9 protein-coding genes are annotated in these 11,845 nt (G+C 75.7%); 1 reads left to right on the top strand and 8 read right to left on the bottom strand.

Annotation, left to right across the window (positions count from 1 at the left end; genetic code table 11):
• Positions 1 to 56 precede the first annotated feature (56 nt).
• The 4 genes from OOK41_RS04625 to OOK41_RS04610 all read right to left on the bottom strand — a co-directional run bounded on the left by OOK41_RS04625 (position 57) and on the right by OOK41_RS04610 (position 4,644).
• The gene (locus OOK41_RS04625) at positions 57 to 1,103 is read right to left on the bottom strand and encodes a hypothetical protein (RefSeq protein ID WP_266263074.1); all 1,047 of its coding nucleotides are present in this window, start codon (positions 1,101 to 1,103) and stop codon (positions 57 to 59) included.
• Entirely contained in the window at positions 1,100 to 2,041 is a 942-nt protein-coding gene (locus OOK41_RS04620) for a transporter substrate-binding domain-containing protein (RefSeq protein WP_266263073.1), read from the bottom strand. The genes OOK41_RS04625 and OOK41_RS04620 overlap by 4 nt, the downstream gene beginning before the upstream one ends.
• Positions 2,042 to 2,172: 131 nt before the next feature.
• Positions 2,173 to 3,984 (bottom strand): alpha/beta hydrolase, encoded by a 1,812-nt coding sequence (locus OOK41_RS04615; RefSeq protein ID WP_266263072.1) that lies wholly within the window; start codon positions 3,982 to 3,984, stop codon positions 2,173 to 2,175.
• A 177-nt stretch (positions 3,985 to 4,161) separates the two neighbouring features.
• A complete protein-coding gene (locus OOK41_RS04610; protein ID WP_117664740.1) occupies positions 4,162 to 4,644 on the bottom strand; it encodes a hypothetical protein in 483 nt (160 codons plus the stop codon).
• A gap of 112 nt (positions 4,645 to 4,756) precedes the next feature.
• Here OOK41_RS04610 and OOK41_RS04605 point away from each other — a divergent pair, with 112 nt between their 5' ends.
• Positions 4,757 to 5,110, top strand: coding sequence for a hypothetical protein (locus OOK41_RS04605; RefSeq protein ID WP_117664739.1), 354 nt, complete (start codon positions 4,757 to 4,759; stop codon positions 5,108 to 5,110).
• On the opposite strand, the gene OOK41_RS04600 is transcribed toward OOK41_RS04605, so the two are convergent.
• From OOK41_RS04600 to OOK41_RS04585, 4 genes are all read right to left on the bottom strand, one after another.
• A complete protein-coding gene (locus OOK41_RS04600) occupies positions 5,097 to 6,665 on the bottom strand; it encodes a serine/threonine-protein kinase (protein ID WP_266263071.1) in 1,569 nt (522 codons plus the stop codon). The genes OOK41_RS04605 and OOK41_RS04600 overlap by 14 nt on opposite strands.
• 31 nt (positions 6,666 to 6,696) lie before the next feature.
• Entirely contained in the window at positions 6,697 to 7,176 is a 480-nt protein-coding gene (locus tag OOK41_RS04595) for a hypothetical protein (RefSeq protein ID WP_243639007.1), read from the bottom strand.
• A gap of 167 nt (positions 7,177 to 7,343) precedes the next feature.
• A complete protein-coding gene (locus OOK41_RS04590; protein ID WP_266263070.1) occupies positions 7,344 to 10,931 on the bottom strand; it encodes an adenylate/guanylate cyclase domain-containing protein in 3,588 nt (1,195 codons plus the stop codon).
• Entirely contained in the window at positions 10,928 to 11,740 is an 813-nt protein-coding gene (locus OOK41_RS04585) for an MBL fold metallo-hydrolase (RefSeq protein WP_117664736.1), read from the bottom strand. Before OOK41_RS04585 ends, OOK41_RS04590 begins: the two co-directional genes overlap by 4 nt.
• Between the last annotated feature and the right edge of the window lie 105 nt (positions 11,741 to 11,845).

Raw genomic sequence — 11,845 nt, 5'->3', positions numbered from 1 at the left:
GGCTGCCGGACGCCGCCCCGGACCGCTGACCGTTCCCGCGCCGATGGCGCCGAACGTCAGCCCGTCGAGCGGCAGGCGGCGTCGATCCGGTTCGCCGGGCGGACCCGTCGCCCCAGCCCTTCCAGCAGCGAGTCCTCCACGTGGAAGTCGTGCACCCGCAGCCGGTGCCGGGGCAGCTCCTCCTCGCTCGGGCAGAGCACCTGCGCCTTCACCTGGTCGATCGGCACGTACCGGACGCCGCCGCGCTCCTGGAGCAGCACCATGTTCACGTCGTCGACGACGACCACGTGGCCGCGCACGTCCTCGGTCGTGCCCGGCGTGGCCTCCACCGTGGTCACGGTCAGCGGCAGTACGGGCGTGCTGATCACCGGCAGCGACGCCCAGACCAGCATGGCCAGCACGGCGGCCTCGGTGACCGAGGCCAGCGGCCGGATCACCGCCCCGGGCAGCGGCCCGGCGATGGTGAGCGCGAGCACCGGCGGGACGACGAACAGGGCCAGGACCAGCAGTTCCCGCTGTTGCCAGGCGTCCAGCAGGGTCGGCGCCAGGAAGAACAGGTACCCGCCGAACAGGGCCGCGACGATCAGCACCCGGGCCGCCGCCACGTCGTGCAGCCGATCCGGGCGGAGCTGGAACGCGGCGGCGAGAGCGGGCAGCAGCAGCGGCAGGTAGAGCAGCGGCCAGGTGACCAGGGCGATCAGGAAGCTGGCCAGCACGAACCACGCCGGGGTGATGTCCGCCCAACGGGCGAAGAGCGGGCGGCGGTACCCGGGCAGCCGGTCCACGCTGACCCCGAGCACCGCGCCGAGGGCGAACACCGCGACCAGGCCGGTGGAGAGCAGCCGGGCCGCCGTGGTGAGGAACCCGGCGAGCAGGTTGACCGGCCCTACGTTGGCGACCAGCAGCAGGGTGGTCTGTAGCTCCCCGCCGGCCTCCACGCCGAGTCGGAGCACCGAGAAGATGGCGGGCACGGCCACCACGACCGTCCAGAACGACTGGCTGGCCCTGGCCCGACGCTCGTCCGGGTCCCGCCCCCGGGCGGGCCGGGGCGTCGGCGGGTCGGCGCCGACGTCGCTGCCGCCGGCGACGGTCGGCGCGGTCACTTCCGGGGCGCCTTGTCGTCGAAGTCCACCAACTTCGGCACGTTCAGCGGCGGGGGCTGGACCTTGGGCGCTCGCAGCCACGGCCCGAGGGTCTGGTGATACGCGGTGAGCCAGGGGCTGCTCAGCCCCTTCCGCCCCTGCTGGTAGCTCTTGTCGAGGAAGAACGCGACGAGGTCCCGCAGCGCCGGGTCGCTGATCGGCACCCCGACGCCGATCTGCTCGCTGGTGCCGAAGGGCATGTCGATGATCGTGAAGTCCTTCGGGTGCTTGGAGAGGAAGCCGGCGAGGATGGTCTCGTCCGAGCTGACCGCGTCGTAGCGCCCCTCAAGGATGCCGTTGACGCAGTCGCCGACCTCCTTGACCACGAACACCCTGATCTGGTGCTTGCCCAGCTCGGCCTCGGTGGTGGAGCCGCCGCTGGTGCACACCTTGTAGCGCGGGTCGCGCAGATCCTCGATGGTGCGGATGCTGTCCTTGAGCCGGGTCGGGACCATCGCCTCCTGGGTGGTCACCAGGTAGGGCCCGGCGAAGCTGACCAGCTTCTCTCGCTCCTCGGTCATCGAGAAGGTGGAGACCACCAGGTCGACCGCCCCGCCCTGGATTGCGGGGATGCGGTCCTCCGTGGCCACCGGCACCCACTCGATGCGCTTGTCGCCCTCGTACCCGAGCTGGGCGGCGATGTACCGGGCGATCTCGACGTCGAACCCGGTGTAGGTGCCGCCGTGCAGCTCGCCCATCAGCGGGCCGGTCGTGGAGACGCCGATCTTCAGCGTCGGCTGGCCGTAGATGTGCGTTTCACGAAGCTTCTCGTTGACGGAAGGGAGCGGCGACTCCTGCCGGCTGTCGCAGCCCGCGGCAGCCGCGAGGGTAAGGGTCAGCGCGACCGCCACGGTGGTGGCGACCGAGCGGACCCGGGACCGGGTGAGGAACATTTTCATCGGCGACCTCGCTGACCGGCGCACCTGCGGGGACACCGAGGGTAGCCGCTAACGTCCATTCGTGTGGTCATCCGCGCGGTCGGACCCGGGGGTACGGCGACGCCCGATCGTCACCGTACCCCCGGGTGTCCTCAGCGGACGGTCAACGAGCCGATCCCGGGCAGCGGGGCCACCACGGGCGGCAGCCGCTTCGGCTCGCCCCGGGCCGGTGCCCCCTGGCGGGCCAGGTCGCTCTTGGACGCCGGGGCCCGCTCGGCCGCCGCCTCCGCGCGCTGCTCCACGAAGGGCTGGACGTCACCGACGCAGACCTTGCCCTTGGCCGGCAGCGTCCCCCTGATCAGGTAGGCGTCGACCGCGCCGGTCGCGCACGCCGAGGTGCCGTACGCGGTGTGCCCCCAACTGTCGCTGCTGAGCAGGCGGCTGTTCGGCAGCAGGGCCGCCGAGCCGACCGCGCCCTGGTAGTTGGTCGCCGGGTCCCAGTAGTTGCCGACCACCAGCACCGGGGCGCTGGTCCGTTTGGTGAACGGGCCGGTGTAGGCGTCGGTGTCGCGCACCGTCCAGGTGTCGCGGGCGCACGGCGCGGTGCCCCAGGCCCAGAGCCGGCCGAAGTACGGTGCCCGCTTGTCCTCCTTGGCGGCCAGGGCGGGCCAGGCACCGGCGTCCTTCGGGTGGTACGCGTCGGTGCAGTCCACCCCGAGGAAGGTCTCCAGGCCGTTGTCGTACGGGAAGTCGTACCCACGGCGCACCTGCTGGCGGGCGGTGGCGGCGCGCCGGGCGATCGCCGTCCGGGCCTCGGCGCGGCGGGCCGCCGTGGCGGAGGTCGGGTCGGTGAGGACCAGCAGGTCGGCGGTCATCCCGACGACGTCGTCGTAGCCGTACGGGGCGTAGAGCGCGTTCAGCGCGGCACCGACGAAGTCGGCGTAGCTCACGGTGTACGTCTCCCCGGTGTCCGGGTCGTCGATCACCACGGGCTTCTTGCGCAGCCGCTTCGCCACCAGCTCGAACGAGGCGACCGGGTCGCCGGCCGCGAGCGGGCAGGCCGCCGGCCCGGCCTTGTCGCAGCGCACCAGGATCTCGTGCAGCGCCGCGTACGCGCCGTCGGCGCTGCGCAGCCGGGTCTCCTGGAGCTGGTTGCGTGCCTTGCCCTGGCCCACCCAGGCGTTCGGGTTGAGCACGCCGTCGACGACCAGCGCGCGGACCCGGTCGGGGAACATGTTGGCGTAGTACTGGCCGAGCGCGGTGCCGTAGCTGAAGCCGAGGTAGCTCAGCTTCGGGTCGCCGACGGCCCGCCGCAGCACCTCCATGTCCCGGGCGACCTCGGCGGTGGACATCGCCCCGGTCAGCGGCCTGCCGGTGGTCGAGCACCCCTTGCCGACCGCCTTCGAGGCCGCCACGTACGCCTGCTCCTCGGCCTTCGTCCACGGGAAGGCCACGTTCAGCCCGGCGTACGCCTTGGTCTGCTCCTTGACCGACGGGAAGCACCTGACGTTCTGGCTGGCCGCGACGCCGCGCGGGTCGACGCCGACGATGTCGAACCGGTCCAGCAGGTCGTCGCCGAGGAAGTACGGCGCGGCGAGCGCGAGGTCGGTGCCCGAGCCGCCCGGGCCGCCCGGGTTGACGAAGAGGCTGCCGATCCGGCGCTGCTGGTCGCGGGCCTTGACCCGCAGCACCGCCACCTGCGTGGTGGCGCCGGACGGGGCGTCGTAGTCGCGCGGAAGGTCGACGGTGGCGCACTCGGCGTAGCCGTAGCAGGCGTACCAGTCGAGCTTCGGGGTGGGCACGCGGTCGACCCGCCGGGCCTCGACCGGGTCGGTCCGGTCCGACGTGGCCGGACGGCCCCAGCCGGTGGTCGTCGGCGCCGCCGAGGCGGGCGCGAGCGCCGTGCCGGCGAGGACGACGCCGGCGATTCCTGCTGCGGCCAGGGAACGGGTTCTCCGTGGCATGCGGTTGCCTTCCGGTGGGGGACGGGACGTGCCGAGGAAACCTCGACCTGCGTCACTCTAGGGACCCGCGTCGAGGATCGCCGCCCGCGAAAGGCCCAGGAAAGGGTCAATTCTCCGACTGACGTAACGAATTCCTCGTGATCGACGCTTCCCTGTCCCCGTCGACTGGCCGGCGGGTCAGCCGACGGCCCGGAACCAGGCCGGGGCCGGCGGTTCGGCGGCCTCGCCACCGGCGACACCCGGCACGTACGAGTCGACCACCCGCCAGCCGCCCGCGTCCCGCCGCATCAGCAGGAACGCGTCGACCTCGCTGTACGGCGCGCCGATGCCGTACACCTCACCCTCGTCCACGGTGGCCCGTCGGGCGGCGCAGAGCGCGCCCGGGTCCGGCTTCGCGTCGGCGCACAGGCCGACGAAGCGCGGGGTGCGGCCGGACTTCCCCTTCAGGAACCGGACCACCGCCTGGTCGAAGGTGACCTGGGCGGTCGGGCTCGCCGGGGGCGGGCCCGCCGACCCGTCGGACGCGCCGGCCGGGGTCGCGCCGGCAGGCCCGCCCGTCGGCGTCGCGGCCGGCACCGGCCGTGGCGGCTCCGCCGATCCGCAGGCCGCCAGCCCGCCCGCCGCCAGCAGCGCGACCACGATCCGGGCTGTCCGCTCCACCGATGCTCCCTGCGTGCCGCACGATCCGTACCCGCCATTGAAGCCGATCTGGCCGGGCCGGGTGGGGGCCGGGTGCGGTTGACACGCACGCCGGCTCCGCCATCCTTGACGGGTGACCCGATTCCCTCGGCCCGACGCGCGCGCCGGGGCGGTCGCCGCGTCGCTGGCGGCGCTCGCCCTGCTGGTGACGCTGGCCTGGTGGCGTCCGCGCAGCATCCTGGCGGTGGTGCTCGCCCTGCTCTGCGTCCTGCTGGTGATGGTCGCCGGGGTGTCGCTGACCGAGCTGCGGCAGCGCCGCACGGAGGCCCGGGAGCGCACGGGTGACGGGCCGGCGGAGTGGCCGACGCCGGGGGTCACCGGCCTGAGCGGCGTCGACGCCGACACGCTGGAAGCCCTGGACAGCCGGGACGCGCTGCGGGCGGTCCAGGAACGCCGGCGGAACGCGGGCGGGGTCAGCGACCGCTGAGGGTCGGCTCGTCGAGCCCGTCGGCGCCGCGCCCGGCCAGGCAGCGGTACGTCCGGTCGGTGCCCGTCCCGTCCGGCGGCAGCACCTCCAGGTGCCAGCCGCTGGTGTACGCGATGCCGCTGGTCAACCGGAACGTCACCGGGTTGCAGACCCGCCGCACGGCGGGGTCGGCGCTGACCTGGTCGTGCCCCGCGCCGGCCAGGGCGGGGGGCAACTCGCCGGCGGCGTAGGTCTCCCAGGTGTGCCGGCCGTCGCAGGGCAGCCGGGCGGCCTCCGCCCGGTCGCCGCGCACCCGCACCGGACCGAAGCACTCCAGCTCGGCGACGCACCGCGCGCCCGTCGGCAGCTTGACGGCTCCCGGCGAACCCGACACGCAGCCCGGCAGCGTGCCCCACGGTCCGGTCGCCGACGTGGCGATCGCGCTGGCGACCGGCGTGGGTGTCGGGTCGGCCGGCGCGCCGCCTGCCACCCAGGCGCCGGCGCTGGCCGACGCGGCCAGCGCGAGCACCCCGGCCCCGCCGAGGAACCAGCGCCGCCACCGGCGGCCGGACGTCGTCGGCATGGTGGGGTGGTCGTCCTCGACCGGGGGACGCGGGGCGGGCCGGCCCGACTGGCCGGTGCCGTACAGGCCGCCGGAGGTGGACGGGCTGCCGGTGGTGCTGCCGATGGTCGGGCCGCCCGAGGACGGGCCGCCGGACACGGGCGCGCCGCTGACCGGTGCGCTGACCGGGTCCAGCGGCAGGGCGGCGAGCAGGCCGCGCAGCTCGACGGCGGACGGCCGGGCGCCCGGGTCGTTCACCATGCCCGCCCGGAGCACGTCGAGCAGGTCCTCCGGCACCCCGGGCAGCCCGGGGATCGGCTGGTGGAACATCTCCAGCACGGTGACCAGGCTGGGGTTGCGCTCGGACTGCCAGCGGGGCGGGCGACCGTGCATCACGGCGTAGAGGGTGGCGCAGAGGGCGTACACGTCGACCGCGGGCGACGGCGGGCTGTGGTTGAACATCTCCGGCGGCGCGTACGCGGGGGTGAGCACCTCCAGGGTCACCGACGCGTCGCGCACCTCGGCCAGTACGGCGAGCCCGAAGTCGGCCAGCACCGCCGGGTTGAAGTGGGAGTGCAGGATGTTCGCCGGCTTGACGTCGCGGTGCAGCACCCCGTTGGCGTGCGAGTGGGCCAGCGCGTCGGCGATCTTCACGCCGAGGTCGCGGGTCTCCGCCGGGCCCAGCGGGGAGCTGCGCATCCGCTCGGCGTACGACCCGTCGCACAGCTCCATGATCAGATATGGGTGCCGGTCGACGGTGACCCCGACGTCGAACAGGTCCACCACGTGCGGGTGCGAGGACATCTTTCCCGCCGCCCGCGCCTCGCGCAGGAATCGGGCCTGGTCCCGCTCGTTGTCCAGGGTGCGGTTCTCCACCTTGACCGCGACCTCGCGCCCCACGGAGATCTGGGTGGCCCGGTACACGGTGGCGTAGCCACCCCGGGCAAAGACCTCCAGATCGGTCAGACCGGGCACGATGGGCACTCGCATGGCGCCGGGCGGGGTGTCGGTCACGGCTTCGAAACTACCCAATCGGCCCGGTGGCTCAGCGGTCCGCGTCAGCAGCCGGGACCGCGCCGCGCACCGCGCCCGGACCGTCACGCTCCGCGCCCGTCGGGGTCGACACCGCCCGGCGGGCGTCCCAGCGCAGGGCCACGGCGGTGGCTACCGCGCCCAGGCCCTCCCAGAGCGCCACCGTGAAGAACCGGCCCGGCGCGACGCCGGCCAGCACCACGATGGTGAACACGGTGAAGGTGACCAGCCGGAAGAAGACGGTGAACCGGTAGAAGGCCCGCCACTCGGTGGCGGTGGCCAGCAGGTAGTAGACCCCCATGTTGAACGACGCCATGGAGGAAGCGGTCAGGAAGGTGCCCGTGTAGTCGCCGGGGGCCCGGTCCTGCGACACCTCGAAGCCGAGCATCCGTAGCTGGGCCTCCGGCCAGAGCAGCCCGAGCGCGCCCATCAGCAGCGCCAGGACGCCGAAGACCGCGATCGTCCAGCCGGCGCTGGAGCGTGGCAGCCTCATCACGTCCCTCCCGGGGCCCGGCACGGTCGCCACAGTGGACCGCCACTCGGAACTGACACCGTAACCGGTGCCGCCCGCCGTCGCATCGGCGGAACCGGCAGACTAACCGACTCGCGCGCCGACCGCCTGTCGGGACGGCACGCCGCACGCACCCGGCCGCGCCCCGCTCACCCCCGCAGGCGGACCCGCAGCGCGTCCGCCGCCAGCCGCTCGCTGCGCTGCTCCGTCGCGTACGCCAGGCGGACGGCCTCCTCGGCGCTGGCCAGCGCCTCGGCGGGCCGGCCAGCGGCGGCCAGCGCCTCGGCCAGCACGCTCGCCGCGACCACCTGGCTGCGCACGTCCTCGGCCGGGGCGGCGATCGCCCGCTGGGCCCAGTCCAGGGCCTGCTCGTGCTGGCCGTGGGCGAGCAGCGCGGAGGCGTACCGGGCCATGGTCTGGCGGCGGGAGAACAGCAGCGACGGCGCGTTCGTGGCGGCGGTGGCCACCGGGGCGAGCAGCCCCGCGGCGGTGGCGGAGTCGCCGGCGGCCAGCCGGGCGGTGGCCAGCAGCACCCGGGGGCCCACCTGGGCGGGCGCCTGCGGGTTGTGCGGCTCGACGGCGGTCAGCACCGCCCGCGCCGAGCGCTCGGCGGTGTCGCAGTCGCCCATGTCCAGCGCCACGAAGCCGCGCAGCGTCCCGGCCATCCCGGTGAGCAGCGGGTGCGAGGTCCGCTCGGCGTACGACATCGCGTCGGTGAGCAGGTCGGCGGCGTGCGCCGGCTCGCCCAGCCCCCGGGCGACCACCCCGCGCGCCACCAGGGCGAAGCCCCGCCCCCAGTCGTCGGAGACCTCGGCGAAGTCCCGGTACGCCTGGCGGGCCGCCCGGTCGGCCTCGGCGATCTCACCCAGCTCCGCGCCGGCGAACGCCTCGACCGCGCGCAGCGTGCCGACGGCCCACGCCTCGCCGACCCGCTCGCCGAACGGGAGGAAGACCCGCGCCAGCCGGCACGCCTCCCGCAGCCGGCCGGCGAGCAGCCGGGCGAACGCCGTGGTGCCGCGCAGCCAGGCCCGCCCGTACGGGTCCTTCAGCTCGGCGAAGAGCCGGGCGGCCCGGCCGAGCACCGCGTCGGTGCCGGCGAAGTCGCCCCGGGTGGTGGTCACCCAGGCCAGGTTCTGCAACGACCACGCCTGCCCCCGCCGGTCCTGCGCGGTCAGGCTGACCTGGTACGACGCCGCGAGCCGGCTGCTCGCCTGGCCCAGCCGGCCGGCCACGAAGTCGGCCATGCCGAGCCGGCGCATCGCCGAGGCGCGCAGCGTCGGCAGCTCCCCGGCGGTGGCCACCTGCAACGCCTCCTGCCAGCAGGCCACCGCCCGGGCCTGGTCGCCGAGGGTCTGGTGGGCCTGCCCGGCGAGCAGCAGCGCGCTGGTCCGGGTGCCGGCCTCGTCCCCGGCGTTGGCGGCGATCTTCTCGGCGTAGGCGAGCGCGTCGGCCGCCCGACCGATCTGGAGCAGCGCCCGGGCGTGCGCCACCCGGTCGGCCGCCGGCAGCCCGCCCCGGGCCAGCTCGGCGGCGCGCTCGGCGTACTCGACGGCGGCGGACGGCTCCCCGGCCTGCAACGAGCGGCGGGCGGCCCGGCCCAGCGCGGTCACCCCCAGCGGGGCGACGGTCCGCGCCGGCGCGTCCGGACGCAGCTTGACCGCGTCGGCGAGCGCGGCGGCCCGCTCGACGTGCTCGGCGACGAACGCGTCCCGGGCGGTGTCGGTGAACCCGCCCGGGGCGGCCGGCTCGCCGGGCCCACCGGGCGCGGCCCAGCAGGCCAACGCGGCGTGCCGCTCGGCCAGCTCGGCCTTGCTCACCCCGGAGTAGGCGGCCTCCCGCATCAGCGGGGTGGCGAAGGCGAACCCGGTCCGGGTCCGGTGCAGCATCCGGCGTTGCAGCAGTTCCTCGACGGCCCGGTCCAGCTCGACGGCCACCACGGCGGCCGGCCGGCCGTCCCGCCCGGCGCGCTGCTCGCGCAGCGCCTCCAGGGCACCGGCCGGGACGGTGTCGCCGACCACGGCGGCGTCCCGCAGCACCGACCGGGCGTCCGACGGCAGCGCGTCGATCCGGGCCGCGAGCACGGCGGCCAGGTCCCGGGAGAGCAGCCGGCTGCCGAGCGAGCCGGGCGCCAGCCGCCAGCCGGCGTTGGCCGGGGCGGACCGGTCGGCCACGGCGGTCAGCGCGCCCCGCTCCATCAGCAGGGTGACCAGCTCGGCGAGGTAGAACGGGTTGCCCTGGGCGGTGGCCAGCAGCCGGTCGGCGTCGGGCTGCGGCAGCTTCCCGCCGCTGAGGTAGCTGGTGAGCAGCCGGGCCGCGTCGGCGCCGCGCAACGGGGGCAGCGCGTGCACCTCGGCGTCCGCCACCCTGGTCAGCGCCCCCGCGGTACGCACCAGCTCGGGGCGGCCGAGCAGCACCACCAGCACCGGGCCGGTGAGCCGGGACAGGGTGGCCCCGAGCGCCCGGATGGTCTCGGCGGTGGCGTCGTGCAGGTCGTCGACGATCACCGCCAGCGGGGCCTCGGCGGCCATGGCGCTGAGCAGGTCGGCCACCGCGTTGGGCACCGCGTCGGCGTCGGCGGGCGGCTGGGCGGCGCCCCACTCGCCCTGGTCGGCCGGGCTCCCGGCGGGCAGGTCGGCGTACCCGAGCAGGGCCAGTAGCTGGTCGGCGGCGACCGGCGCGACGTCGTCGCCGAGCCGGCCGAGGCGCTGGCTGAGCCGGCGCAGCCGCTCCTCGACGGCCGGCCGGGTCAGCGCGGTCGCCGCGTCGTTGGGCAGGCCGACGGCGGCCCGGACCAGGTCGGCCAGGGGCGCGAGCCGGCGGCGCTCGCCGAACGCGGCGCAGCGCACCGAGAGCACCCGGGCCCCGGTGTGCGCGGCGTACCGCCCGGCGCCGACGTCGTAGCCGGCGGCGAGGCGCTCCACCTCGGCGGCGAACCGGGACTTGCCGATCCCGGCCTCGGCGGTCATCAGCAGCACCCGGGGCTCACCCCGGTCGATCACCTCGGCGAGCCGGCCGGCGACCCGGCCGATCTCGGTCTCCCGGCCCACGAACGGCGCCTCGTCACCGAGGCCCGACCGGGTGCCCGGGGCGTCCAGCAGGCCGAGCAGCTCGTACGCCTCGACCGGCTCGCGCTTGCCCTTGAGCCGCAGCGGACGCAGCGCCCGCCAGGACGCCACGTGCCGGGTCGCGGCGGACGTGCGGGCACCGGCGTAGACCGCGCCCACGGCGGCGGCGTCGGCGAGCCGGGCGGCGGTGTTCACGGTGTCGCCGATGACGGTGTACTCGATCGCCGCCTGGATGCCGGCGATCACGTCGCCGGTGTTCAGGCCGACCCGCAGGCCCAGCGGCGCGCCGCCGCCCTGTTCGTCGTCGAGCACCCGGCGCACCGCCCGCTGCATGGACAGCGCGGCGCGGACCGCCCGCTCGGCGTCGTCCTCGTGGGCGACCGGGGCGCCGAAGACCGCCATGATCCCGTCGCCGGTCAGCTTGTCGACGTGCCCGCCGAAGGTCTTGACCGCCCCGGCCAGGGCGGCGAGCACCCGGTCGGTGACCGCGCCGACCCGCTCCGGGTCGAGGTCCTCCGACCAGGAGGTGAAGTCGGACAGGTCGCCGAAGAGCACGGTGACCACCCGCCGCTCGGCGGCGGGCAGCGTGGCGGCGGCCGGCAGGGCGGCGCCGCAGTTGTGGCAGAACCGGGCACCTGGCACGGCGACCGTCCCGCACACCGGGCAGGTCACGGCCGCTCCGCCCCGTCCGGGGTGACCCCCAGGTACTCCAGCTGGGCGCGGACCGACCACTCGGCCGCCCACCACAGCGAGCGGTCCACGTCGGCGTACACCCGCGCCACCACCTCGGGCGCGGTGGTGACGCCCTCGGCGACCGCCCGCCGTACCTGGTCGAGCCGGGCGCGGCGGTGGGCGAGGTAGAACTCGGCGGCGACCGCGCAGTCGGCCAGCGCCGGGCCGTGCCCCGGCAGCGCCGGCACCCCCCGGTACGTCGAGAGCAGCTCCAGGCTGGCCAGGTAGTCCCCGAGGTGCCCGTCCGGGTGGGCGACGACGGTGGTGCCCCGGCCCAGGATCGTGTCGCCGGTGAGCACCACCCGCTCGCCGTCGTGCTCCACGAGGAAGCAGACCGAGTCGGCGGTGTGGCCCGGTGCGGGCAGCGGCCGGATGACCAGGCCGGCCTGGTCGAGGTCGCCGCCCGGGTCGAGCGGCGGCCCGCCGTGGCTGTGCGCCGGGTCGACGGCCCGCACGGGCGCGCCGTCGAGCAGCTCGCGCAGCCGGGGCGAGCCCTCGGTGTGGTCCGGGTGCCCGTGGGTGATCAGCACGGTGGCGACGGGGCCGTGCGCCGCGATCGCGGCCAGGTGCCCGTCGTCGGCCGGGCCGGGATCGACCACCACCGCCGGCTCGCCGGGGCCGGACCGCAGCACCCAGGTGTTGGTGCCGTCGAGGGTCATCGGCCCCGGGTTCGGCGCGCGCAGCAGCGTCACCCACCCCGGCAGCTCGCCTGCCAGCGCCCCCACGGCCGCCGTGATGTGCCCGGTCATGCCAGCGATCGTACGACCCCGCCCGCCCCTCCCCGCGATCTTGCACCTACGGCCCGGGATTTGTGCCCGTTCACGGCTTTGACCCGGGCCCCGAGTGCATGATCG

The sequence above is a fragment of the Micromonospora sp. NBC_01655 genome (genome assembly GCF_026339755.1).
Lineage (GTDB): Bacteria > Actinomycetota > Actinomycetes > Mycobacteriales > Micromonosporaceae > Micromonospora.
Note: the sequence above shows the minus strand (reverse complement) of the source record. Positions and strands in the feature narration are given on the sequence as shown.